Annotated in this window: 28 protein-coding genes; 7 read left to right on the top strand and 21 right to left on the bottom strand. The window is 66.5% G+C overall.

The window, feature by feature from the left end:
* Nucleotides 1-73: 73 nt before the first annotated feature.
* The 3 genes from ACYQ2U_RS14460 to bioB are packed head-to-tail and all read right to left on the bottom strand — an operon-like array spanning nt 74 to nt 2,071.
* Nucleotides 74-235, bottom strand: coding sequence for a hypothetical protein (locus ACYQ2U_RS14460; RefSeq protein ID WP_459951094.1), 162 nt, complete (start codon nt 233-235; stop codon nt 74-76).
* Nucleotides 232-1,071, bottom strand: coding sequence for a methyltransferase domain-containing protein (locus ACYQ2U_RS14465; RefSeq protein WP_459951095.1), 840 nt, complete (start codon nt 1,069-1,071; stop codon nt 232-234). The genes ACYQ2U_RS14460 and ACYQ2U_RS14465 overlap by 4 nt, the downstream gene beginning before the upstream one ends.
* 16 nt (nt 1,072-1,087) lie before the next feature.
* Nucleotides 1,088-2,071 carry a biotin synthase BioB gene (gene bioB, locus ACYQ2U_RS14470; protein ID WP_459951096.1) on the bottom strand — a complete coding sequence of 328 codons (984 nt, stop codon included), beginning with the start codon at nt 2,069-2,071 and terminating at the stop codon, nt 1,088-1,090.
* Between the two features lie 148 nt (nt 2,072-2,219).
* On the opposite strand from bioB, the gene ACYQ2U_RS14475 reads away from it, so the two are divergent.
* Together ACYQ2U_RS14475 and ACYQ2U_RS14480 are read left to right on the top strand one after the other, a co-directional pair.
* Nucleotides 2,220-3,008 carry a phosphoribosyltransferase family protein gene (locus ACYQ2U_RS14475; RefSeq protein WP_459951097.1) on the top strand — a complete coding sequence of 263 codons (789 nt, stop codon included), beginning with the start codon at nt 2,220-2,222 and terminating at the stop codon, nt 3,006-3,008.
* Between the two features lie 56 nt (nt 3,009-3,064).
* Nucleotides 3,065-4,810: a PglL family O-oligosaccharyltransferase gene (locus ACYQ2U_RS14480; RefSeq protein ID WP_459951098.1), complete on the top strand. Its 1,746-nt coding sequence runs from the start codon at nt 3,065-3,067 to the stop codon at nt 4,808-4,810.
* A 214-nt stretch (nt 4,811-5,024) separates the two neighbouring features.
* Here the strand turns inward: ACYQ2U_RS14480 and ACYQ2U_RS14485 are convergent, their stop codons facing one another.
* The 12 genes from ACYQ2U_RS14485 to ACYQ2U_RS14540 all read right to left on the bottom strand — a co-directional run bounded on the left by ACYQ2U_RS14485 (nt 5,025) and on the right by ACYQ2U_RS14540 (nt 16,006).
* Entirely contained in the window at nt 5,025-6,074 is a 1,050-nt protein-coding gene (locus ACYQ2U_RS14485; protein WP_459951099.1) for a tetratricopeptide repeat protein, read from the bottom strand.
* Nucleotides 6,075-6,078: 4 nt separating this feature from the next.
* Nucleotides 6,079-6,915 (bottom strand): ExeA family protein, encoded by an 837-nt coding sequence (locus ACYQ2U_RS14490; protein WP_459951100.1) that lies wholly within the window; start codon nt 6,913-6,915, stop codon nt 6,079-6,081.
* A gap of 1 nt (nt 6,916) precedes the next feature.
* Nucleotides 6,917-8,656 (bottom strand): secretin N-terminal domain-containing protein, encoded by a 1,740-nt coding sequence (locus tag ACYQ2U_RS14495; RefSeq protein WP_459951101.1) that lies wholly within the window; start codon nt 8,654-8,656, stop codon nt 6,917-6,919.
* The gene (locus tag ACYQ2U_RS14500) at nt 8,653-9,060 is read right to left on the bottom strand and encodes a hypothetical protein (protein WP_459951102.1); all 408 of its coding nucleotides are present in this window, start codon (nt 9,058-9,060) and stop codon (nt 8,653-8,655) included. Before ACYQ2U_RS14500 ends, ACYQ2U_RS14495 begins: the two co-directional genes overlap by 4 nt.
* Nucleotides 9,060-9,722, bottom strand: a complete 663-nt coding sequence (locus tag ACYQ2U_RS14505; RefSeq protein ID WP_459951103.1) for a hypothetical protein — start codon at nt 9,720-9,722, stop codon at nt 9,060-9,062. The genes ACYQ2U_RS14500 and ACYQ2U_RS14505 overlap by 1 nt, the downstream gene beginning before the upstream one ends.
* Complete coding sequence (locus tag ACYQ2U_RS14510) at nt 9,719-10,399, bottom strand: PilN domain-containing protein (RefSeq protein WP_459951104.1); 681 nt, start codon at nt 10,397-10,399, stop codon at nt 9,719-9,721. Before ACYQ2U_RS14510 ends, ACYQ2U_RS14505 begins: the two co-directional genes overlap by 4 nt.
* Nucleotides 10,396-11,322 (bottom strand): type IV pilus biogenesis protein PilM, encoded by a 927-nt coding sequence (gene pilM / locus ACYQ2U_RS14515; protein ID WP_459951105.1) that lies wholly within the window; start codon nt 11,320-11,322, stop codon nt 10,396-10,398. Before pilM ends, ACYQ2U_RS14510 begins: the two co-directional genes overlap by 4 nt.
* A gap of 237 nt (nt 11,323-11,559) precedes the next feature.
* The gene (locus ACYQ2U_RS14520; RefSeq protein WP_459951106.1) at nt 11,560-11,955 is read right to left on the bottom strand and encodes a type II secretion system protein; all 396 of its coding nucleotides are present in this window, start codon (nt 11,953-11,955) and stop codon (nt 11,560-11,562) included.
* Between the two features lie 22 nt (nt 11,956-11,977).
* A complete protein-coding gene (locus tag ACYQ2U_RS14525) occupies nt 11,978-12,481 on the bottom strand; it encodes a prepilin-type N-terminal cleavage/methylation domain-containing protein (protein ID WP_459951107.1) in 504 nt (167 codons plus the stop codon).
* A 90-nt stretch (nt 12,482-12,571) separates the two neighbouring features.
* Nucleotides 12,572-13,030: a prepilin-type N-terminal cleavage/methylation domain-containing protein gene (locus tag ACYQ2U_RS14530; protein WP_459951108.1), complete on the bottom strand. Its 459-nt coding sequence runs from the start codon at nt 13,028-13,030 to the stop codon at nt 12,572-12,574.
* Between the two features lie 12 nt (nt 13,031-13,042).
* Complete coding sequence (locus tag ACYQ2U_RS14535) at nt 13,043-14,275, bottom strand: type II secretion system F family protein (RefSeq protein ID WP_459951109.1); 1,233 nt, start codon at nt 14,273-14,275, stop codon at nt 13,043-13,045.
* A gap of 24 nt (nt 14,276-14,299) precedes the next feature.
* Nucleotides 14,300-16,006, bottom strand: coding sequence for a GspE/PulE family protein (locus ACYQ2U_RS14540; RefSeq protein WP_459951110.1), 1,707 nt, complete (start codon nt 16,004-16,006; stop codon nt 14,300-14,302).
* 106 nt (nt 16,007-16,112) lie between these two features.
* Between ACYQ2U_RS14540 and ACYQ2U_RS14545 the strand changes: the two genes are divergently transcribed.
* Nucleotides 16,113-16,577, top strand: a complete 465-nt coding sequence (locus ACYQ2U_RS14545) for a tRNA (cytidine(34)-2'-O)-methyltransferase (protein ID WP_459951111.1) — start codon at nt 16,113-16,115, stop codon at nt 16,575-16,577.
* A gap of 22 nt (nt 16,578-16,599) precedes the next feature.
* On the opposite strand, the gene ACYQ2U_RS14550 is transcribed toward ACYQ2U_RS14545, so the two are convergent.
* The 6 genes from ACYQ2U_RS14550 to ACYQ2U_RS14575 form a co-directional block, all read right to left on the bottom strand.
* A complete protein-coding gene (locus tag ACYQ2U_RS14550) occupies nt 16,600-17,577 on the bottom strand; it encodes an NAD(P)H-dependent glycerol-3-phosphate dehydrogenase (RefSeq protein ID WP_459951112.1) in 978 nt (325 codons plus the stop codon).
* 1 nt (nt 17,578) lies between these two features.
* Entirely contained in the window at nt 17,579-18,028 is a 450-nt protein-coding gene (locus tag ACYQ2U_RS14555; protein ID WP_459951113.1) for an SH3 domain-containing protein, read from the bottom strand.
* 11 nt (nt 18,029-18,039) lie between these two features.
* Entirely contained in the window at nt 18,040-18,495 is a 456-nt protein-coding gene (secB, locus tag ACYQ2U_RS14560) for a protein-export chaperone SecB (RefSeq protein ID WP_459951114.1), read from the bottom strand.
* Between the two features lie 38 nt (nt 18,496-18,533).
* Nucleotides 18,534-18,791: a glutaredoxin 3 gene (gene grxC, locus ACYQ2U_RS14565; protein WP_459951115.1), complete on the bottom strand. Its 258-nt coding sequence runs from the start codon at nt 18,789-18,791 to the stop codon at nt 18,534-18,536.
* A 7-nt stretch (nt 18,792-18,798) separates the two neighbouring features.
* Complete coding sequence (locus ACYQ2U_RS14570) at nt 18,799-19,206, bottom strand: rhodanese-like domain-containing protein (RefSeq protein ID WP_459951124.1); 408 nt, start codon at nt 19,204-19,206, stop codon at nt 18,799-18,801.
* A gap of 63 nt (nt 19,207-19,269) precedes the next feature.
* Entirely contained in the window at nt 19,270-19,599 is a 330-nt protein-coding gene (locus ACYQ2U_RS14575) for an ArsR/SmtB family transcription factor (protein ID WP_459951116.1), read from the bottom strand.
* A 132-nt stretch (nt 19,600-19,731) separates the two neighbouring features.
* On the opposite strand from ACYQ2U_RS14575, the gene gpmA reads away from it, so the two are divergent.
* From gpmA to ACYQ2U_RS14595, 4 genes are read left to right on the top strand one after another with little or no spacing between them, the layout of a single operon-like run.
* Nucleotides 19,732-20,478 (top strand): 2,3-diphosphoglycerate-dependent phosphoglycerate mutase, encoded by a 747-nt coding sequence (gpmA, locus tag ACYQ2U_RS14580; protein ID WP_459951117.1) that lies wholly within the window; start codon nt 19,732-19,734, stop codon nt 20,476-20,478.
* 40 nt (nt 20,479-20,518) lie between these two features.
* The gene (locus ACYQ2U_RS14585; protein WP_459951118.1) at nt 20,519-21,805 is read left to right on the top strand and encodes a murein hydrolase activator EnvC family protein; all 1,287 of its coding nucleotides are present in this window, start codon (nt 20,519-20,521) and stop codon (nt 21,803-21,805) included.
* Nucleotides 21,806-21,849: 44 nt separating this feature from the next.
* Nucleotides 21,850-23,244 carry a S41 family peptidase gene (locus ACYQ2U_RS14590; RefSeq protein WP_459951119.1) on the top strand — a complete coding sequence of 465 codons (1,395 nt, stop codon included), beginning with the start codon at nt 21,850-21,852 and terminating at the stop codon, nt 23,242-23,244.
* A gap of 17 nt (nt 23,245-23,261) precedes the next feature.
* Nucleotides 23,262-23,738 carry a hypothetical protein gene (locus ACYQ2U_RS14595; protein WP_459951120.1) on the top strand — a complete coding sequence of 159 codons (477 nt, stop codon included), beginning with the start codon at nt 23,262-23,264 and terminating at the stop codon, nt 23,736-23,738.
* Nucleotides 23,739-23,889 lie beyond the last annotated feature (151 nt).

A 23,889-nucleotide genomic window follows, 5' to 3' on the forward strand; every position in this document is an offset into this window, starting at 1 on the left:
ATCGCCCAGGCCCTGTCCTGGGCCTGCCTCGAGTCCGGTCGAAGGACGCAAAGTAAGCCCGTCCAGCCCGCCCCTAAGCGCCATCCCCTTCCTTGCGCAGCCGCGCCTTCAACAGGGCGCGGGCGGCCCGTTTGTCGCGCCGCCGATGGGTGCCGCCCTTTTTCAGCAAGGGATCGCAAGCCAGCGGATTGCGCGGCACGACGGGGGCCGGCCGGCCTTGTTTGGCCCGCTTCACGACGCGGGTCGGGTCTTGTGGAATTGGATGATGGCGCGGCCGTCGTCCACCACCTTGGCCGCCGGTTTCCAGGCGTGGCCGTAAACGATTTCGAAGCTGGCGGGCAACAAACCTTCCACTCGCGTCCAAGCCGCCAGCACCTGCCGCCACTGGCGCCAGGGTAGGTGGCCCAGCAGGGCATCGCGCACCCCCAGGTGGCGCTGGTCCCGCAGCAGACCACGGGGGCTGCGATAGGTGAGCACCACGTGCTCCATGTCCATTACCGGGTCGGCGAAGCCGGCGGCCACCAGCATGTCGCCCACGTCGTGCATGTCGAGGAAGGGGCGCAGGCTGGGAGTGACGCCGCAGGCCGCAAAAGCGCGGCGGATTTCCTTGAGGGTATCCGGCCCCAGCATGCTGAAGGTGAGCAGACCGCCCACGGTCATGACGCGGTGCAGTTCCTTGAAGGCGGGCAGGGGATCTTCCAGCCAGTGCAGCATGAGGTTGGACCAGATCAGGTCCAGGCTGTTGGCGGCCAGGGGCAGTTGGCGCACGTCAGCGCCCAGCAGACGGGGCGTTTTGCCGCGCAGGCGGTCGAGCCAGCCATGGCGGCTTGCCACGGCATCCAGCATGGGCTTGGCGTAGTCGGCGGCGATGGGCAGGGCCTTGGGGTAGCGGACCATCAAGTCGCGGATGCCGTCACCGGTGGCACAGCCGACGTCCATCAGCCGCTGCGGCTCGAGGCGGACGTAGGCCAGGCGCTCGGCCATGCGCCGCCCCACTTCTTGGGCGAGGACGGCGGCGGCGTCATAGGTCTCGGCCGCCCCGGCAAAGGCAGCCTGGGCGGCGGTACTCACGGGACTCCCACGAAACTTAGAGGGAAGCGGTGATCTTCAGGCGGCGGAACAGGGCTTCGTCCCGCTCGGCTTCGGCGTTGCCGGTGGTCAGCAGCTTTTCACCGTAGAAGATGGAGTTGGCGCCGGCCATGAAACACAGGGCCTGCAATTCGTCGCTCATCTCCTGGCGGCCGGCGGACAGGCGCACGTAGCTGGTGGGCATGGTGATGCGGGCGGCGGCGATGGTGCGGACGAAGTCGAAGGGATCGATGGGATCGGCGTCGGCCAGAGGGGTACCGGGGATCGGCACCAAGTTGTTGATGGGCACGGAATCGGGCACCGGGTCCATGTTGGCCAGCTCGGCGATCAGGGCGGCGCGGCTCTTCTGGGTCTCGCCCATGCCGACGATGCCGCCACAGCAGACCTTGATGCCCGCTTCCCGCACCTTGTCCAGGGTGTCGAAGCGGTCGGCCTGGGTGTGGGTGCTGATGATCTGGCCGTAGAACTCGGGGGCCGTGTCCAGATTGTGGTTGTAGTAGTCGAGGCCGGCCTCGGCCAGCTTGTCGGCCTGGCCTTCCTTGAGCATGCCCAGGGTGACGCAGGTTTCCATGCCCAGGTCCTTCACCGCCTTGACCATCTCGATCACGCTGTCCAGATCCTTGTCCTTCGGGCCGCGCCAGGCGGCACCCATGCAGAAGCGGCTGGAGCCCTTGGCCTTGGCGGCCTTGGCGGCCTCCACCACTTCATTCACGTCCAGCAGGCGTTCCCGCTCCACCTGTTCGTGACGGGCGGACTGGGAACAGTAGCCGCAATCCTCGGAACAGCCGCCGGTCTTGATGGACAACAGGGTGGACAGTTGCACTTCATTGGCGGGGTGATGTTCCCGGTGCACCTGTTGGGCGCGGAACATCAGGTCCATGAAAGGCAGGGCGTACAGGGCTTCCACCTCGGCGGTGGTCCAGCGCTTGGAAGAAACTTGGTGGGGAGTGGAGCCCTGGCGTTGGGCGGCGGATGCGGTCATGGAGATTCCTGCTGGGTACAATCGAAAGGGCCGGGGGAAACCAGGAGTTGGATGCGGGGCATCAGGGACTCCGGCAAAGGGTTTCCGGCGGGGCAACACGCCCCGGGGCGCGCAAAAACAGCCGTAATTATGGGGAAAGGGGCCGGGGTTGTCCAATAACCGGATGCTGGGAGCGGGTATCTTCCACCGCCTCGACCGCTCTTTCCTGCGCCGCGCCGCGACCTGGGCAAGCGCCCTGCTGCCCGCTCAGTACTGCCTGCTGTGCCGCGCCCCGAGCGGCGATGGGCTGCTTTGCGAACCCTGCCGGGCGGCGCTGCCGCCCTTGCCCGCGCCGGCCTGCCCCGTCTGTGCCCTACCCGTCCCGGGCGCGCAGGGCGGAACACCCAGCGAAAATTTGGGCGGCCCCTGCGGCGCCTGCCTGGCCCACCCGCCCGCCTATGACCGCACCGTCGCCCTGTGGCGCTACGACTTCCCCGTGGATGCCCTGATTCAAAGCCTCAAGTACGGCCATCAACTGGCCGTGGGGCATTTCCTCGGCGAGGCCCTGGCCGACCGGGCCCGGCGCGCCCCACCCCAGCCCCGCCCCGACCTGGTGCTGCCCATGCCCCTTTCCCCCGGCCACTTACGCCAGCGCGGCTTCAATCAGGCCCTGGAAATCGCCCGGCCCCTGGCCCGCGCCCTGGACGTGGCCCTGGTGCCCGACGCCTGCCAGCGGCTGCGGGAAACCCAGCCCCAGGCCGGCCTGGCCTGGAAGGAACGGCAAAGCAACATTCGCGGCGCCTTCGCCTGCCCACAAGATCTGAGCGGACGCCACGTCCTGGTGGTGGACGACGTGATGACCAGTGGTGCCACCCTGGGAGAACTGGCCCGCACCCTGAAAAAACACGGCGCCGCCAGCGTCGCCAACTGGGTCTGTGCCCGGGCCTTGAAACACTGACCATGAACACGCCATTGACACCCTCCTCGCCGCCCACCTCTACGCCGCCTTCCCGGATGTCCGCCTGGCTAGACCGGGCTGCCCTGCTCTGCCTCGCGGCCATGGCGATCCTGCCCTTCCAGCATCCCCACCACTTCAATCCCATTCCCAGCTTTCTCGCCGAATGGTGGGCGGCCTTGCTGGGCCTGGCCGCCTGCGCCCTGGCCTTTCTCCGTCCCGCCGCCTGGACGGCCTTCCCCCTGCCCCGCATCCTGCTGCTGCCCCTGGGGCTGGTCCTGGCCCTGCTGCTGCAATTCGCCCAGGGCTGCTTCGTCTTCGTCCAGCAGGGACTGATCGCCGCCGCCGTGTTGCTCTGGGCCGCCCTGATGGCCTGTCTGGGCCGTGACCTGGCGCGCCGTCGGGGCCTGGACTGGCTGGCGGACAGCCTGGCCGCCGCCTTTCTGATCGGCGCCCTGCTCGAAGTCCTGGTCATGGTGTTGCAACTGGCGGGGTGGTCCCCCGCCGGTCTGGTCTTTCCGCGTCAGGGTGCCCCCTACGGCAACCTGGCCCAGCAGAATCACCTCAACGACTATCTCTGGCTGGGCGTGGCCTCGGCCCTTTACCGCCACAGCCGGCACCGGCTACCGCTGACGGCCCTATTGCCGGTTCTGACCCTGTTGCTGCTGGCCTCGGCCTTATCCACTTCCCGCAGCATCCTGCTCTACGCCATCGCCCTTGGCGGATTGGCCTGGCTGGCGACACGGCGCAGCGCACCTGCCCTGGCCGATACGGGTGACCCCTGTTTCCGCCTCTGGCGCTTGGCACGCTGGCTGTTGCCGGCGGCCCTGGCCAGCCTGGTCTTGAGCCAGGCACTGTTGCCCTTGCTGCCCGCCGCGGACCTGGGCAGCGGCACCCTGCAACGCTTTTACGCCGAAGCCAACAGCGGCGGTGTCCGCCTCAAGCTCTGGCGCAGCGCCGCCGCCACCCTGGGCGAGGCGCCCTGGCTGGGCCAGGGCCTGGGCAGCCTGCCGTCCCTCTACTTCCGCCAGGCCGCCGCCTGGCCGGCGGGCGAGGCGGCACCGGTGGCGGAGCACACCCACAACCTGCCCCTGCAATGGGCCGTGGAATTCGGCCTGCCCCTGGCCCTGGCCATGACCGCCCTGCTGCTGTGGTGGCTTAAGGATTTCCTCGCCCGGTCATTCACCCCGGCCCGGTGGTGGCTACTGGCGATGCTGGCGGTGATGGGCATCCACAGCCTGCTCGAATATCCCCTCTGGTACACCTTCTTCCTCGGCCCCTGGGCCCTACTGCTGGGGGCCGGCGACGAAGGGCGGCGAGTGCTGGCCAATGGTCGGCGCGGCCTGGTCGGCTTCGCCCTGATCCTGCTGTTGGCGGGCGCCATCCTAGGCATCCTGCGCCGGGATTACCTGGACATGGAACGCCTGCTCAACTGGGGTGCCCTGGGCCAGGGCACCCAGGACATGCCGACTTCCGTCTCGCGTCTGCTGACCCTCCAGGAGCAATCCCTGTTGGCGCCCCAGGCCACGGTCACCATCGCCCTGATGCTGGCACCGAGCCGGGACCACCTGGAGGACCGCCGCGCCCTGTGTCGCAATGCCCTCGCCTTCGCCCCCTTGGAGGCGCTTGTGTTCAAGTGCCTGGAACTGGACGCCCTGGCCGGTGATCCGGCCCTGAAGGCCAACCTGGCCCAGGCCCGGGCGGCCTTTCCCGAGGCGGCTAAAACCCGCGTGGCGACCTGGCGGGCCCAACTTGCGCAACGGCCGGAACTGGCGGCGCTGTTGGCAAGCACGAACGCGCCCTAGTCGCGGGAAGAGTCGGGACGGAGTTATGCACTGGCGGGGCGTTCCGGGAACTTTGCCGGACAACGCGCTTGTCGTCCGCGCGCCTGTAGAGAGCCAGCGGTGTCGCCGCCAAGCAAGGGGTGGCCGCGAGGACAAAACCGTGTCGTTCCAAATGGCAAGGCAAAAGCCAAGCTGCGGTGAACCGCCGCCCATGGTTGTTGCGCGGAGTCGCGCGTCAGGGCCGGCTTTTCTGCTCGGCGAAGGCCGCCAAGTCGGCGGGCAGGTTGCCAGCCGCCTTGGCCCGGGCGTAGGCTTCGCGGGCCTCGGCGGGATGGGACTCCGCCTCCAGCACCAGGGCTAGGCCCAGCCACCAGCGGCCCTCGCCGGGATTGAGGCGCAGGGCGGCGTGGAAGTGTTCGATGGCTTCCCGGCCCCGGCCCAGGCGTTGCAGCACGGTGCCACAGAAAGCCCGGTATTCGCCGTTATTCTGGGCCCCGGCCAGGGATCGCTGCAAGGTTTCCCAGGCAGCGGCGGCGTCGCCTTTTTCCATCTGTAGGCGGGCGATGTTCATGGCCCAGGCGCTATGGCCGGGCAGGATGTCCAGACCCGTCGCCAACAGTTGTCGGGCCTCGTCCTTGCGCTGCTGCTCCACCAGTAGGACGAACAGGCTCTGACGGGCGCTGGCGTGCTCCGGTGCCAACCGCAGGGCCTGTTGCAGGGCGGCTTCCGCCTCGCCCCGATTGCCCTGGGCCAGCAAGCCCATGGCACGGCGATATTCCCCCTCGGCCTGGGCCTGGGGTGAGCCCTGAACCGGTGATTTTTCGACGCGGCCGGCAGCCGGCGCGATGGTTGCCGGCTTCGCCGCCGCAGGGGCGGCGGCTGGCTTCTCCATGGCCTTGTCAGCGCCGGCTTCCTTGGCCACCGCGCCGGCGGAAGGCTTGCTCCCCGGTGTTTTGTCCGGGGGCGTGGGCCCGCTGCCGCTGCCGTTGGTGGCCTTGTTCGCGGCAGGGGACGGCACGTTGGCGGCAGGACTGGGTGCGACGGACGGCAGGGGTGTCACCGGGATCGTCGGCACCATGGGCGGCGCCAGATGGGGCTGCCAGGGCGCCCACCAAGCCAGGCCCAGCGCCAGGGCGGTCAGTCCGACGATGATGCCCACGTAGGGCAGCGGACTGGGCTTGGGCAGCGGCGGCAGGGGACGCACGCTGCCGGGCAGGTTGTGGCGGTCGCTTTCGGCAGCCCGGCGCTGGTCCAGGTCCCGCAGCATCTGGTTGAGCAGACTCACGACTTCATCCCCACCAACGGAAACGGCGGACGATGCCGGTGCTGTCCCGCGCCGCCTGCAAGGCGTGGCGGAAACTGACTTGCTCCTTGCCTTCGCCGAAGGCAGCCAGCAACGACTTGTGGGCCAGGATGTTGACGATGCGCGGCGTGCCCTGACTGGCGGCGTGCAGCGCCCGCACCGCGCTGCGGCTGAAGACCGGCGCGGTACCGCGATGTCCGGCGACCCGCAGGCGATGGGCCAGGTAGTGTTCCATCTCGTTGCGATCCAGTCCGCGCAGGCGGTAATCGAAGGCGATGCGCTGGCGAAGTTGCCGCACCGAGGGGTCCAATAGTTTTTCATCGAGCTCGGGTTGACCGAACATCACCACCTGCATCAGCTTCTGTTTTTCCGTTTCCAGGTTCGACAGCAGACGCAGACTTTCCAAGGTTTCCAGGGGCATGGCCTGGGCTTCGTCGATGCAGACCAGCACCCGTTTGCCCTCGGCATTCCAGCGCATTAGGGCGTCGTTGAAATACTTCAACAGGTGAAACTGGTAGTCGTACTTTTCCAGGGGGATCGCCAGTTCCTCGGCAATGGCCAGGAGCAGGGTCCGCGGTTCGAGCAGGGGATTGGGCAGATAGGCCGTCACCACCCGCTCGTCCAGCGCCGCCAGGAAGCGGCGGCAGAGCAGGGTCTTGCCGGTGCCCACCTCGCCGGTGACCTTGACGAAACCCTCGCCGCTGTCCACCGCCAGCATCAGGGTGTTGAGGGCCTCCTGGTGGCTGGTATTGTTGAACAGATAACCCGTGTCCGGCGTGATGCCGAAGGGCAGTTCCGTCAGGCCGAAGAACGCCTGGTACATGTCACTTGCCCAGGGCGTCGAGGCGGGACTGGGTGGCGGACAGGTCCGCCTGCCAGTCGCTGCGGTTGTGGATGATGGTGGGCTTGAGCAGGATCACCAGTTCACGTTTTTTCAACACCGCCGTCTTCTGTCCGGCGATACCGCCCACGGCCGAGCCCACCGTGCCCGGCAGACCGCTGTTGCTGGTGGTCTGTTCCTGGCGCATGAGGCCGCCGATGGCGGCGATGTAACCATCCTGAACACGGACGATGCTGTCGCTCTCGTTCACCGTGCTGGTCGCCAGGGGCAGCACCAGGCTGCCACCGGTGGTCCCCATATTGATGGTCTTGGTCTTTTCGGTGACGGAACTCACCGTGGGATGGACGTGGAGAATGACGTTGTCGTTCTCGTCGATCTGGGGCATCACGTCTAGGGAAATACCGGAGAAGAAGGGTTGCAGGGTCACCGTGGGCGAGGTGGTGGTGGCTCCGGTGCCGGTGGTGGTGGTGGTGCTGACGTTGGTGACGAAGAACTCGTCGCTGCCCACCTTGAGCACCGCCTTCTGGTTGTTGAGGGTGGCGATGCGGGGACTGGAGAGCACGTTCAGGTTGCCCTGGGTCTCCAGGAAATTGAGGATGGCGGCGAAACTAGAGGTCTGGAAGGCCAGGCCCATCAGCCCGCTGCCGGTCGAGGCAGCCACCAGGGAGCCCGCCGCGCCGAGCTTGGCGGTGATGTTGGCGTCGGACAAACCGGCGCTGCTACCGTTCGGCGACAGGGTGACGCCGCTATTGACGCTGCCGAAGCCGATGCGCGCATCGCTGCCGCTGCGGAAGGCCGCCCAATTCACGCCGGACTGGTAGTTCTCGCTCAGTTCCACCTCGAGGATCTTGGCTTCCAGCATCACCTGGCGCTCGATGGCCAGTTGGGTGGCGCGCAGGTAGGCCTCCACGTTGCGCATGTCGGCGGGCAGGCCGCGCACCACGATCACCCCGGAAGCGGGGTTGAGCACGACCTGGCGACCATTCTCACTCCCCACCAGGGTGGTCAGGGCGGTATTCAGCTCGCGCCAGAAATCGGCGTCGATGGTGGTGGCGACGCGGGCGCCGCCCGCTTGGCTGGTCACGTTGCTGCCAGTGTTGCCGGCCACGCCCGTATTGCCCGTGGCGGTGGTCGTCGCGGTGCCGCTGCCCGAGGTGGTGCCGGTGGGATTGCTGGCGGTGATGCTGGTGGCGGTGAGCCGGGTATCGGTGGTGCCCTGGCGCCGGCCGGCCAGGTAGTTCACCTGGAACACCCGGGTTTGCAGGGTATTGGGCTGGATGGTGATGCGCTTGCCCTGCACCCGGTAGTCGTAACCGTAAAGCTCGCGGATGGCGTCCAGGGCTTCCCGCACCGTGACATTGCGCAGGGTGAGGGTCAGATTGCCGCTCACCTCGGGCCCCACCAACATGCTGTAGGGCGTGCCGCTGACGATGCCCTGGAAGACCTGGGCCGCCGGCGCGTTCTGCACCGACAGATCGAAACGGCCGTCGGCAGCCGGGCGCGGCGCATCGGTTTGCAACGGCGGCAGCAGGGAAAGGTCCAGGTCCGCCGGCGCGGGACGGGGTGCGGGACGGGCATCGAGGGCCTGCTTCAGCTCGCCCTGAATGGATTCCTTCACCTGGCCGGGACGGATCGCGGCCGGCCCGCCGCAGGCGGCCAGGAACAAGACGCAGGACGCCACGGCCACCGGACCGGCCAGCAAACGTGGGCGACGCCAACTCATGGCGCGGCCTTTCGCGTTTTCGCTTTCCGTGTCTGGACCATGGGCGATGTTTGTTTTTCCTTGCGGACCGTCTTCTCCACGGCCGGCGTCAATTTGAGGACTTCTTTCCCAGCTTCGCTTTGCAACGTTACTTCACTCTCCGCGACCCGAGTCAGCCGGGCACCCCCGAATTCCCCCCCCAGTTCCACTGTTTGTCCGCTGATCACGGCGCTGGGACGGCCGCCCCGGGGGCGGAAAACCGATTGCAGCACGGCCCCGCCCGGCGCCTCGCCAGCCGCGGCGGTCGCTTCCGCCAGCGCTGGGCGGGTGGGGTCGGGCAGTTCGCCGGCAACCGCGGTGGCACCGAGGAGGCTGCCGGCCAGAAGCCAGGAAGAAAGCACAAGGTGGCGGGCGCGGGCTGCCATCACAGGGTCATCCATGCCTTGTCCAGGCTCAGGGTGTAGACGGTCAAGCTCAGTTCCACTCTGGGGTGTTCCTTGACGCTCAATTTCATGTCTCCCCACAACACCCGTTGCGGTGCCCGTTCCAGTTCTTCCAGATAGGCGGTCAGTTCGCGGTAACTGCCGCTCAGACGCAGGCGCACGCCGTGCTTGTAGAGATGGACATCCGCGGCTGACTTCTTCTTGCCGTCGTCGTCGCCACCGGCCAGGGCTTCCGGCGGCAGGGTTTCCAGACTCAGCCATTGCAGGCCCTTGTTGCCCTTGAGCAGGCTTTGCAAAAAAACCGCCATGTCCTTGGCCGGCACCAGGGCTTTTTGCACCGCCTGGATCTGTGGCTCCTGTTCGTCGAAACTACGCCGCAAGCGGGCCAGGTTCGCCATCTGGGCGGCATTGGCCGAACCGATCTGTTGCTCCAGGGCGGCTTGCTGGGTCAGCAACGCTTGGGCGTTGTCCCGATCGCGCTGGGTCTGCCCGGCCAGGCGCCCGGCTTCGCTCAGGGCCGGGTCCACCCACTGCTGAAAGCCGAGCAGGGCCAGGGCGGCCAAGACGCCGAGGACGAGGATCCACTTTTCCCGTGGCTGGCGGGCATCGAACCAGTCGCAGTAGCGCTGCCAAAGGGCGATCACGACGACTTCTCCTTGGCACCACGCGGGCCCTCCTGGCCCTTGCCCCGTTCCCCCGTGCCATTGTCCACGCCCGCCGTCAGGGAGAACTCCAAGTAGGCCGGCGCCCGGGCCGGGCCGCCTTCCTCCGCTTGGGGCTGGGCCAACTTGAGACCGGAAAAACTGCGGCCGGCGAAAATCTTTTCGTCATTGAGCCGGCGCAAATACTCGGCCACCAGGCTACGGTCCAGGGTACGCCCGCTCAGTTCCATGGCACCAGCGCCGGGAGCGACCTCGACACCGGTCAGCCAGAGGCCGTTCAAGGTCCGCCGCGCCAATCCGCGCAGGATTTCGGCATAGCCGTTTTCCGGGGCGGTCATGCCCTTTTCCAGCAGGGCCAGCACCTCGGCGCGGGCGGCCACCTGGGCGCCGACGCGGTCGATTTCCGCCTGCAAGGCCGGGTCCGGTTTCAGATTGGCGGCGCGCTGGGCCAATTGCTCGACCCGAGCCTGGGCCGCTTGCAACTGTTCCGCGGCCTGGCGCGCTTCCGCTTGCCGCGCATTGCGCCAGACATCCGCCAGGGCGGCGGCCACGATGGTCAACGCCACGATCACGGTCGCCGCCAGCACCAGGTTGCGCCCCGACAGCAGGTCGCGGCGGGGGCGCAGGGCGGGATCGTAGAGATTGATCTGCTGGCTCATGCCGTCTCCTGGCGCAGGGCCGCCCCCAAGGTGGCCAGGCACTGGGCCTGGCGCAAGGGATCGTCCAATTCCGACGTGGCGGAGATGTCCAGCACGTCCTCCAGATCCAGCACGTCCACCGTCATACCCAGGTAGTCCGCCATGAATTCCCCCAGGGAAGCGGCCACCGGGCTCGGGGCCAGCAGCAGCCGCTGTACCGGAACGAAGCTGAATTGGCGGTCGAAGTTGTCCAGGGAACGTTGCACCTCCAAGCCGACCCGCTCACAGAGCTGGGGCCAGCGCCCGTCGTCGGCTTCCCGCAATTGGCCGAGGCTCACGTCCACCCGGCGCACCATGTACAACTCGCCGCGGGCGGTGAAGGTGAGCAAGCCGCCGCTCTCGTCGAAGGACAGCAGGGCCAGCCCCCGTTCGCCATGTTCGCAGAGGGCCGCCAGATTACGTTGGGCCATTTCGGGAATATCGATGGCCGCCAACTGGGCGCCCCCCCGCTCGAAGTCCTCGATCAGGCTGACCAGCAATTCGCGCCGGCAGGCGGCCACATAGACCATGTGGCGCTGGGTACCGCCGGGAGGCGCCGGGATGTCCACCAGGTCCAGGCCGGCCTGGTCCACGGGAAAGTCCACCATGTCCTTGATCTGCCAGCGCAGGGCTTCCCGCAGTTCGGCCCGGGGCACCGCCGGCGCCTCCACCGGCAGCAGGTGGTAGCCGCCCCAGGGCAGCAGGGTCGTGCAGGCTTGGCGATCCAGACCGAGGGCGGGCGTCAGCCGTTGCAGGGCCTGGACGTCACTCTCTCCCCGGGAATAGGAATGGAACAATTCCACGACGGGTTTGCGTTCGCCAAAGCGCACCCGGGCGACATCCACCCGCCCCGGGTAAAAACAGATGGCGGTCCATCCGCGCGCTTGCTGCTTGGCTAAAGACAAAGTTCGTTCACTCCCTGTACCGGACACACTGGCCCACCCGCAGGATAACGGCCTCCATCATCGGGAATCCCCAGGTCAGGCAGGGGAAATCCGCCCTTTTGCCTGTGATTCAAAAGCGGCAATTCCGCTCCACCCGGATGATGACGAAGGCATCTCCCCATCAGCCTCGGCGTCAATGCCGGGACAGAAATGGAAAAGGGCGGCCGTGCCGCCCTTTTCCGCGCCCTGGGGCAGGCATCAACCCGTGCAGGTCACCACCGCCGTAGCGGACTGGGTGCCCTGACTGTGGGACACCACGCAGTGGGTACTGTCCACCGCACCCGCGGTGGAGCAGGAACTGGCGGTACCGGTGACGGTGACATTGGTGGGCCAGGCGCCGCCGGCGATCATGTTCTTGAAGTTGTCACAGCTGAAAGAAGCGTTTACCGCCGACGCGGAGGCAGAACTGATCTGATACTTGGCGTAGTTCATGGCCGACGCGGAGGCGATGCTGCCCGCTACCGCCTGGGCGGAAGCATTGGCGGCGTCGCTCTTGAAGTCCACGAACTTGGGCAGGGCAGTGGCCGCCAGGATGCCGAGGATGACGATCACCACCACCAATTCGATCAGGGTGAAACCTTGGGTCTTTTTCATAGCAATCTCCAAAAACTGAGTCTTAACAACCCGAGGTCACGACGGAAGTGACGGGGGCGGTGATGACGCCGGACAGGCTGGTGGCCTTGGCGTAGAAAATCGAGCAGGTGCTGGCGGTGCCGCCGGTCACGTCGAAACGGGTGCCGGAAGCGGTGCCGTAGGTGGCGGCGAGGCCGTCGGCGGCGGCGTTGATCTGGGCGGCCACGTCGATGCCGCCGGCCGCTTCATCGGGATAGCCGTACACCGTGGTCACCGACTGGCCGTCCATCAGCACGGCGCTGGTGGCGTTCTTGGGCGCGCAGGGCGAGGTGATGGTCCCGGCCGGGGCCGCCGCGTCCAGTTCGCAACGGGACTTGGCCAGGGCGGCGGCGGAACGCATGGAACCGAAGATGGCATTGGCCTTGGCGGTGCGGGCATCCTTCTGGGCGTCAATGAAACGGGGCAGCGCGACCGCCGCCAGGATGGCGATGATGGTGATGACGATGATCAATTCGATCAAGGTGAAACCGTTTTGAAGTTTTTTCATTTTCCCTTCCTCTGCAAGTTTTCAACCTTACTCCGATAAGGAGAATTGAAGCACAACTTTACTTTTATGTCACAACGAACAGGCCGGCATTCATGGGTCGGCCGTTTGTTCGACCAAGACGACGCCCGAATCCCGACCGCCGGCGGGCACAACCCGCCACTGCCGCACGCCCCCCCCGATACGGAACGGGCCACTGCGGGTGCGATAGACCAACGTCCGCTTGCCCCGGTCGAAATACCAGCAGCCCCGCTGCCCGGGATCCGGCGGTGAGTCCATCGCCCCCAGATAACCGGGCAACGCCCCGTCCAGCGCCGCGACCGGGTCGCTGCCGACTAGGCCCGACAGTTCTTGCTGCCGCCCCGCCAACAGCAAGGTGGCCACGTGAAAGCGCAGTGCGGTGCGCAGGGTGCGGATGTTGATGTCCACCATGTCCTGCTCGGCCCGACTCTGGTAGCGGGCCAGCAGGGAAAACAAGGTGCCGCTCAAGACCAGCACGACAACCAGCACCACCGTCAGTTCCAGCAGGGAAAATCCCTTTCGCCGCACCATCTCTCCACATTCCTAGCGCTTGGCCGTCGCCACCTTGCCCAGATCCCAGATGGGCAGGAAGATGCCCAGGGCCAGGACCAGGACCAGCACGCCGAGGAAGGCGATCAACACCGGCTCGATCTGGGCGGACAGGGTCTTGAGTTCGTACTCCACCTCCCGCTGATACATGTCGGAGACTTCTTGCATCATGTCGTCCAGAGCGCCGGACTCCTCGCCCACGGCCACCATTTGCAGCACCATCGGCGTGAACACGCCGGCGCCAATGGCGGCGCGCAACACGCTCTCGCCCCGTTCGATGTTGTCGCGCATGGCCTCCACCTTGCGCGCGATGAAGGCGTTGTCCACGGTCTGGGCCACCACGGTCATGGCCTGGACCACCGGCACGCCGCTACGCAGGGCCAGCGCCAGGCTGCCAGCAAAGCGGGACAGGGTGGCTTTTTGCACGATCTTGCCGGCGATGGGCAACTTCAGCTTGATCTCGTCCCAGGTCAGGCGACCGGCGACGGTGGCGGTCCAGGACTTGAAGGCGAACGCGGCGCCACCGCTGCCCCCGGCCAACAGCCACCACCAGGCCACCATGAAATTGGAAAAGCCGAGCAGGACCCGCGTCATTAGCGGCAATTCGGCGCCGAAACCCTGGAACACCTTGGCGAAGGCGGGAATGACGAAAATATTCACAATGACGATGGCCGCCGTCATGGCCGCCACCACGAAGGCCGGATAGCGCAGGGCAGAACGGATCTGCTGGCCCATGAAATTCTCGAACTCCAGGTGATGGTAGAGGCGGATGAAGATCTCCTCCAATCGGCCGGAAAGCTCACCCACCCGCACCATGGAAACGTAGAAGGAGGAAAACACCCGGGGATGCCGGGCAAAGGACACCGACAGCTCCCGGCCCGAATCCAGGCTCTCCCGCACATCCTGGATCAGGGCCTTCAGGGTGCGCTTGCTGGAAGATTCCTGAAGCCCCATCAGGGCGCGCATGATGGGCACCCCCGCCTTCATCAAGGCGTAAAGCTGGCGGGTGAACAGGGTGATGTCGGCATGGGAGATTTTTTCCTCCAGCAGGCGCCCCAGGCGGCTGCCCAGCCCCTCCCCGGCCCGGGCGGCGGCGGGCTGGATGCGCAAGGGCGTGATGCCCTGGCCGAGCAGGGCGCCCGCCACGGCCGAGGCGTCGCCCCCTTCGAGGACGCCCTCCACGGCCCTGCCGCTGGCGTCGCGGCCCCGGTAGGCGAAGTTAGGCATGGCGATGGACCGTCATCATTCGCTTCACTCGTCGTACTGGCTGCTGATGCGCATGGCTTCTTCCACCGAGGTGCGACCGGCGATGACCAGCCGCACCGCGTCGCGGCGCAGGGTGTTGCCGGCCATCTGGCGGCGGGCCGCCTGGACGAAGGCATTGGGATCGTCCTGGTTGGCGGCCTGGACCACCTCGTTGGTCATTTCCAACATTTCGTAGACGCCGGTGCGGCCCTGGTAGCCGGTGCCGTTGCAATGGGAGCAGCCTCCGCCCTTGAGATAGGTATGGGCGTCGGCCCGGTCGTGGAGTTCCAGGCGCAACCAGGCCCACTCGGCGGGACTCGGCGTATGGGGCCGGGCACAGCTCTCGCAGACGACCCGCACCAGACGCTGGGCCAGCACCAGTTGCAGGGACAGGGCCACCATGTAATGGGGCACCCCCATGTCCAACAGGCGGATCGGCGTGGTCAGGGCGTCGTTGGTGTGCAGGGTGGACAGCACCATGTGGCCGGTCATGGCGGCGCGCATGCCGATTTCGGCGGTTTCCTGGTCGCGCATTTCCCCCACCAGGACGATATCCGGATCCTGGCGCAGGGCGGTGCGCAGCACCCGGCCGAAGGTGAGGTCGATCTTCTCGTGCACCTGCACCTGGTTGAGGCCGGGCAAGCGGTACTCCACCGGATCCTCGACGGTGATGATCTTCTTGTCGCTGCCGTTGATCTCGTTGAGGGCGGCGTAAAGGGTGGTGGTCTTGCCCGAGCCGGTGGGGCCGGTCACCAGCACCATGCCGCTGGGACGATGGATGGCTTCCCGCAGTTTGGCCAGGATGCGGGGCGGGATGTGCATGCCGTCCAGGCGCAGCAGGCCGGTGTTCTGGTTGAGCAGGCGCATCACGATGGATTCGCCGTACTGGGTGGGCATGGTGGAAATCCGCACGTCCACCGGGGTGTTGCGCAACTGGATGACGAAACGGCCGTCCTGGGGCAGGCGCTTTTCCGAAATATCGAGACCGGCCATCAGCTTGAGCCGCAGGGAGACGGCCCCGGCGATCTTCTGGTCGGCCTCCATCTGGACGTGGAGCACGCCGTCGATGCGGAAACGGATGCGCAGGTTGTGCTGCTGGGGTTCCACGTGCACGTCGGAGGCGCGCAGGCGCATGGCCTCCTCGAACACAGTCTGCAACAGCTTGACCACGGGCGCCTCGTCCTGGCCCGAAGAGAGGCCCAGCAAGGCGCCGAACTCTCCCGGCACGTCCCCTAGCTCGGTGGTCAGTTCCTTCGCCAGGCCGGCGATTTCATCGGTCTTGCGGTAGGTGCGGTCGATGGCGGCCAGCACCTGGGATTCGGTCACCACGGCCAGGTCGATGTCCCGGCGCAGGATGCGCACCAGCTCGTCGTAGGCGGCCAGGTCGGTGGGATCGGCCAGGCCCACCAGCAGGGTGTCGCCCCGGTCTTCCAGCACCACGGCGCGGAAACGCCGGGCCTGGGCCTCGGGCAGGCGCAGCATCAACTCATTGTCCAGGCGCTGGGTACGCAGGTCGATGAAGGGGGCGCGCAACTGTCGGGCCAGGGCGCGGGAGATTCCCTCCTCGCTGGTGTAGCCGCTGTCCACGAAGATCCGGCCCAGCTTGCGGCCGCTGCGCTGCTGCTCATCCAGGGACAGCTTGAGCTGTTCCGCCGTGAGCAGGCCCTCCTGGATCAGCAGATCACCGAGACGAATTTTTTCTGGACGCGCCATGTGCACTCAACCTGTCGCGGTGGCGGCCCCATAATATTGCTTTCCGAGGGGCCCCGCGCCCGCATGAATTCCCGCATTGAACCGGCAGCAGCCTACCAGTCCCGCCATGTTCCACATTGTCCTATTTCAACCTGAAATCCCCCCCAATACCGGCAACATCGTGCGCCTGGCCGCCAACACCGGCAGCCGCCTGCATCTGGTGGAGCCCCTGGGGTTCGATGTCTCGGAAAAGGCCGTGCGCCGGGCCGGCATGGACTACGCCGAATTCGCCCAGGTACAGGTGCACCCGGACTGGGACGCCTGCCGCGCGGCCCTGGCCGGGCGGCGCTGGTTCGCCTTGAGCACCAAGGCTAGCCGCCGCCACGACACGGTGACTTACGCCGACGAGGATGTGTTCGTCTTCGGCCCGGAAACCCGCGGCCTGCCGGCCGAAATCCTGGAAGCCTTTGAGGCCGAACGTCGCATCCGCCTGCCCATGGTGCCGGGCAACCGCAGCATCAATCTTTCCAACGCGGTGGCGGTGACGGTGTTCGAGGCTTGGCGCCAGTTGGACTTTCCCGGCGGCGCCTAGGGCGCCACCGCGGCCGGGGCGCTCAGGCCTCGGCCTTGGGGTCGCGCCCCATCAATTGGGCCACCACCTGTTGCGGCGTGGCGGCGCCGTCGAGCACGGCGCAGACGGCGGCGGTGATGGGCATGTCCACGCCCAGTTCGCGGGCGCGGCGGGCCACTTCCCGCGCGGTGGAAACCCCCTCGGCCACGTGGCCCAGGTCGCGGGTGATGTCGGCCAGGGCGCGGCCCTTGGCCAGGGCCAGGCCGACGCGACGGTTGCGCGACAGGTCGCCGGTACAGGTGAGGATCAGGTCGCCCATGCCGGCCAGCCCCATGAAGGTTTCGCGTCTAGCGCCCAGGGCCACGCCAAACCGGGTGATTTCCGCCAGGCCCCGGGTCATCAGGGCGGCGCGGGCGTTGTAGCCCAAGCCGAGGCCGTCGCAGACGCCGCAGGCAATGGCGAGCACGTTCTTGACCGCGCCCCCCACCTCGGCCCCCACCAGGTCGTCGTTGGCGTAGAGCCGCAAACGGCTGTCGTTGAGGGCCTGCACCGTCGTCGTGGCGAAGGCGGCGTCGGCGGAGGCCAGGGTCACTGCGGCGGGCAGTCCCTTGGCCACTTCCTCGGCGAAACTGGGGCCGGTGATGGCGCCGTAGGCGCAAGTGACGCCCACCTGGGCCACCACCTGATGGGGCAACAGACCACTGCCGGCCTCCAGGCCCTTGCAGGCCCAAAGGAAAGGCAGTGTCGGCGCGCCGGCCTTGAGCGCCGCGACGCTGGCGCGCAACCCGGCCATGGGCGTGGCGACGATGGCCAAGTCGGCGGCGGCAAAATCAGGCGTCGCGGTGACGGCCAGGGCTTCCGGGAAGGCTGCGCCGGGCAGATAGCGTTTGTTCTCGCGGTCAGCCGCCAGGGCGGCGGCCTGATCGGCATCCCGCGCCGCCAGGATGACCTGGTGACGGCCGGCAAAGGTGATGGCGAGGGCGGTGCCCCAGGCGCCGGCACCGAGCACGAGCAGCTTCAACTCACAGCCCCCAGACTTGACCGATGCGGACGTAGCCCGATTGGCCGTCCCGGTGCCTGACCTTGACCCAGCCCGGCGGGCCGGCTTCCTGCCATTCCAGGATCACGTCCTTGTCGGCCTCGAACACCAGGGGTGCCCGGTCCTCGCCCCGAGCCCGGATCTGGGCCCGGTCGGCCCGCACCAGCAGGGTACGGGTCGGGGAAAGGGACTTGGTTTCGATCCAGGCCATGTTGCCCTTGTCGTCCCGCACCTTGCTCCAGGCGTCCTGGGCCAGCACCAACTCCACCGGGCTGCCCTTGGCGAGCACGTAGAGCTTGCGCGCCTTGGCCGACGGCGCGTCCCACAGCACCGCCACCTCGGCGGCGGAGCGGTAGTCGAGAGCCCAGGCCGCCGGCGTGGCCAGCAGCAGGGACAAGGCGAGCAGGGGAGCGAAGAGGGACGGCCGAACCATGGCGCGGCGGCTTACTGGATCGGGATTTCGCCGGCGGCGGCCTGTTCGGCCTGGCGCTGTTGGTAGATGGCCTCGAAGTTCACCGGGGCCAGGATCACCGGCGGGAAGCCGGCACGGTTCACCGCGTCGGACACGGTTTCCCGGGCGTAGGGGAACAGCACGTTGGGGCAGGCGATGGCCATGATCGGCTCAATGCTCTCCTCGGGCACGCCCTCGATGCGGAAGATGCCGGCCTGGGCGGCTTCCACCAGGAAGTAGCCCTTGTCGCCGTTCTTGGCGGTGACGGTGACGGTCAGCACCACCTCGTACATGCCTTCACCCACGGCGTTGCCGTTGTTCTGGATTTGCACCTCGATGGCGGGAGCTTCCTGTTCCATGAAGATGAAGGGTGCGTTGGGCACTTCCAGGGACAGGTCCTTGACGTAGAGTTTTTCGATGCTGAAGACGGGTTGCTGTTGTTCGCTCATGATGAAGGTCAGTTCGGTTAGGTTCGGTTGAATAAAGGTCAGGCCGCCAGCAGGGGATCCAGGCCGCCGGCGCGGTCCAGGGCGTAAAGGTCGTCGCAGCCGCCGACGTGGGTGTCACCAATATAGATCTGGGGCACGGTGCGGCGACCGGTTCTTTCCATCATTTCATCGCGCCGGTCGGGGTCCAGGTCCACCCGCACCTTTTCGATCTCGGTCACGCCCTTGGCCCGCAGCAATTGCTCGGCCCGCACGCAGTAGGGACAGACGCCGGTGGAGTACATCAATACCTTGGCCATGGTCGCCTCACTTGGTGGTGACAGGCAGGCCGGCGTCGCTCCAGGCGCTGATGCCGCCGTTGAGATTGAACACCTGGCTGAATCCCGCCTTGCGCAGTTGCTTGCAGGCGTTGGCGGAGCGGTTGCCGCTGGCGCAGCAGACGATGACGGGCCGCTCCTTGTATTTCTCGATTTCGTGCATGCGTTTTTCCAACTGGCCGAGGGCGATGTGGCGGGCCTGGGGAATATGTCCCGTGGCCCATTCGTTGGATTCCCGCACGTCCACCACCAGGGCGTCCTCGCGGTTGATCTTGAGGGTGGCCTGGGCGGCGGATAAGCCGTTGCCGGCGCCGCCCTTGACCAGCTCCCACAGCAACAGGCCGCCGCTGCTGAGCACCAGGATCACCAGGAAAATGTTTTGCTGCACGAACGCCATCATCTTGCTTACCTTGCTGACTGTTGGAGGGAAGGGGCCGCTACGGGCCGGAGGAATTGAGGGTTATTGATTGCCCGGGGTGTCGCAGAACACTTCCCGCATCATGCTGATCAGTTGCAGGGTGCGCTGGTCCGCCACGCGGTAGTAGACCCGATTGGCATCCTTACGGGTTTGCAGCACGCCCTTTTCCCGCAGGATGGCCAGGTGCTGGGAAATATTGCTCTGGGAAGTGCCCACCGCCTCGACGATATCCTGGACGCAGACTTCCTCGTCGCCGATCACGCACATGATCTTCAGGCGCAGGGGATGGGCGATGGCTTTCAGGGAACGGGCGGCGGTTTCGATCTGTTCTTGTTTGTCTTTCAGATCTTCGATGGGGTGCTTCATGGGCATGGCAGGGTCGGTCCGGATCAAGTCGGGTCGGCGAATATTATAGAATACCGGGTTTTCAGGCCGATTCCGCGTCCAGCGCCGTCCGCTGCGGGTTTTCCGGCATCTTTTCATCCGCACTACGGGAATTCATCCATGTACAAGATCGTTCTTCTGCGCCACGGCGAATCCACCTGGAACAAGGAAAACCGCTTCACCGGCTGGACCGACGTGGACCTCACCCCCCTGGGCGTGGAAGAAGCCATCGCCGCCGGCCAATTGCTCAAGGAAAAGGGCTTCCGTTTCGACCTGGCCTTCACCTCGGTGCTCAAGCGGGCCAACAAGACCCTCAACGTGGTGCTGGAACAACTGGGACAACTGTGGCTCCCCGTGGAGCACTCCTGGCGCCTCAACGAACGCCACTACGGCGCCCTGCAAGGCCTCAACAAGTCTGAGACCGCCGCCAAGTTCGGCGACGAGCAGGTGCTGATCTGGCGCCGGGCCTACGCCATCGCCCCCCCTGCCCTGGAGGAAGGCGACGAGCGCCTGACCCTGGACGATCCCCGCTACGCCGGCCTGCCCAAGGGCAAGTTCCCCCGCACCGAATGCCTCAAGGACACCGTGGCCCGGGCCGTGCCCTATTGGGAAACCGTGATCGTGCCCCAGATCCTGGCCGGCAAGCAGATCCTGATCGCCGCCCACGGCAACAGCATCCGCGCCCTGATCAAGTATCTGGACAATGTCTCCGACGACGACATCGTCGGCCTCAACATTCCCACCGCCCAGCCCCTGGTGTACGAGCTGGACGAGAACTGCAAGCCGATCCGCAACTACTACCTGGCCGATCCCGCCGCCATCGCCGCCGCCCAGGCCGCCGTGGCCGCCCAGGGCAAGGCCAAGTAATGCCCGTCCCCCATCCCCCTTCCCGCGGAAGGGGGTGACCGTGGTTCGCCGCGCGCCCTTGCCCACTGCCATGATCCGTAACGCCCCGTCAGCGCGGCAGCTGGCTATGGGCTTGTACGTCGGCCTGATCTGCGCCAGCGCCCTCGCCGCCCCGGCCGATAGCAAGAAGGCCGAACTCAAGGACATCCAGGGTCGGCTTGAATCCCTGCGCAAGGACTTGGCCAAGAACGAGGAGTCCAAGGCCAACGTGGCGGACCAGCTCAAGGATGCGGAAACCGCCATTTCCAACGCCAACCGCAAGCTGCGGCAGTTAGGCGAAAGCCGCAGCAGCCTGCAGGCCGAGATTGGCCAGTTGGAGCAACAATCCGCCACCCTCGGCCAGCAGATCGACGCCCAGCAGAAACATCTGTCGGGCCTGCTCTACCGCCACTTCCTCCACGGCGACAGCGACAGCCTGCAACTGGTGCTGTCCGGCGAGGACCCCAACCGCATCGCCCAGGACCAATACTTCCTCACCCAGTTGTCCAAGGCCAAGGCCCAGATGCTGGGCAAGCTACGGGACGCCCTGACGGAAAAGAAGCGCCTGGCCGAGGCCCGTCGCGACAAGGCGGAACAACTCGCCGCCATCGAAAAGCAGCAGCAGGAGGGCCGTGCCGCCCTGTTGGCCAAACAGAAGGAACGCCAGGCCGTGCTGGCCCGGATCGCCGACAAGATCAAGAGTCAGCGCAAAGAGATCGACACCCTCAAGGCCAACGAGCAGCGCCTGGGCAAACTGATCGAGAACCTGGCCCGGATCGCCGCCCAGGCGCGCAGCCAGGCCAAGGCCGCGCCGACGGAACGGCCGTCGCGGGAAGGCGGCCGCGAAGCGGTTGCCCGGCCGGGACCGGCACTGCGCAACGAATCGACGCCCGACAGCGCCTTCTCCGGCGTCTTCGCCAGCCTCAAGGGCAAGCTGCGGCTGCCCCTGCGGGGCGACGTGACCGGCCGCTTCGGCGCCCCCCGGGCCGAGGGCGGCACCACTTGGAAGGGCATTTTCATCCGCGCCGCCGAAGGCAGCGAGGTCAAGGCCGTGGCCCCGGGCAAGGTGGTGTTCTCCGACTGGCTGCGGGGCTTCGGCAACCTGCTGATCGTGGACCACGGCGACGGCTACCTGTCCATCTACGGCAACAACCAGTCCCTGTTCAAGGAGACCGGCCAAACCGTGAAATCCGGTGAAACAATCGGGGCAGCCGGCAACAGCGGGGGCCAGGGAGAATCGGGTTTATACTTTGAACTCAGGCACCAGGGGCAGCCCTTCGACCCGCTCAAATGGGCGTCCCTGCGCTGATTTCCTCCCCGCGTCCCGGCGCGGGCAACCCCAAGGAACCTTCCATGAGCAACAAGCTGCGCAACATCGGCCTGGTCGGCATCGGCGTCATCGTCGGCGTGCTGGCCAGCCTCAACATCGCCGCCATCGGCAAGGACGAGCCCAAGACCGTGGCCGGCCTGCCCATCGAGGAGTTGCGCAGCTTTGCCGACGTGTTCAATGCCATCAAGCAAGGTTACGTCGAGCCGGTGGACGACAAGAAGCTGCTGACCTACGCCATCAGCGGCATGCTCTCCAACCTGGACCCCCATTCCACCTATCTGGACGTGGATGCCTTCAAGGACCTGCAAGTCAGCACCCAGGGCGAGTTTGGCGGCCTGGGCATCGAGGTGGGCATGGAGGACGGCTTCGTCAAAGTGGTGTCCCCCATCGAGGACACCCCCGCCTTCAAGGCCGGCATCAAGGCCGGCGACCTGATCATCAAGCTGGACGACACCCCCGTGCGGGGCATGACCCTGGCCGACGCCGTGAAGAAGATGCGCGGCAAGCCCAAGACCGCCATCCGTCTCACCGTGATGCGCAAGGGCGAAGCCAAACCCTTTGAAGTCACCATCGTGCGTGACAAGATCAAGGTGCAGAGCGTCAAGTCCAAGCTGGTGGACGAAGGCTACGGCTACGTCCGCGTCACCCAGTTCCAGGAAGAAACCACCAGCGAGCTGGCCAAGGCCCTGGACAAGCTGACCAAGGACAACAAGGGCGCTCTCAAGGGACTGGTGCTGGACCTGCGCAACGACCCGGGCGGCCTGCTCAACAGCGCCGTGGGGGTTTCCGCCGCCTTCCTGCCGGCCAAGTCCCTGGTGGTTTCCACCGACGGTCGGGTGGACGACGCCAAGCGCAAGTACTTGGCCGTGGCCGACGACTACCAACGCGGCCGGGGCGACGCCCTCAAGGACCTGCCCGCCGGCACCCGCGACGTGCCCCTGGTGGTGCTGGTGAACGGCGGCTCCGCCTCCGCTTCCGAGATCGTGGCCGGCGCCCTGCAAGACCACAAGCGGGCCGTGATCATGGGCACCCAGACCTTCGGCAAGGGTTCCGTGCAGACCGTGCTGCCCCTCTCGGCCAACACCGCCATCAAACTCACCACCGCCCGCTACTACACTCCCAGTGGTCGTTCCATCCAGGCCAAGGGCATCACGCCCGACGTGGTGGTGGAGGAAAGCGCCAATGGTGGCAGCCGCGACCGCTTGAAGGAAGCCGACCTGGAGCACCACCTGGAAAACGACAAGGACAAGGCGGCGGCCAAGGAAGCCGACAGCAAGGCGGCCAAGGGCAAAGCCAAGGGCAAGGACGATGACAACGCCGAGCCGGCCAAGCCCGTGGAATTCGCCTCCAAGGACGACTACCAGTTGAGCCAGGCCATGAATCTGTTGCGGGCCTTGCAGATCGTGCAGAAAAAATAAACCGGGAGGCGGCGGCAATGCCCAAGATGACCCTTGAGAAAGCCCGCCAACTGCGGGACCAGGAACGAGGCAAGACGGCGCCCCCGCCCATGTTCGACCCCCACCCAGGCAATCTCAAGCAGCGGGAAATCCGCTTCGACCACGCCCGCCCGGAACAACTGGAACAGGCCCGGCTGATGCTGTCCGGCCTGGAACGGCTGGAAGTGGAGGGCGGACACCACGACAACGGTCTCAGCGTCCGCTACCACATCGAGGATTACAGCCTCCAGGGCCTGGAAACCGCCCTGATCCGCCAGGGCTTCCACCTGGACAACTCCGTGGTGCACCAACTCTCCCGCGCCGTCATCTACTTCTGCGAAGAGACCCAGTTGCGCAACATGCAGCAGCCGGAGCGGCTGATCAAGCAGTCCCACGAGGTGTACTCCAAGGCCTGGGAAAAACACCCCCACGGCGATCACGACGACACCCCACCGGAACTGCGGGAAGAGAAGTAGGAAGGGGCTAGGGACTAGGGAAAACCCGGGGGCGAGACCGGGCAAAAAATGCAAAAAGGTATCCCCCCAAACATTCCCAAATGTCATGCCGCCCCTAGCCCCTAGCCCCTAGCCCCTAGCCCCTAGCCCCTAGCCCCTAGCCCCTAGCCCC

The sequence above is a fragment of the Denitratisoma sp. agr-D3 genome, from assembly GCF_054658675.1.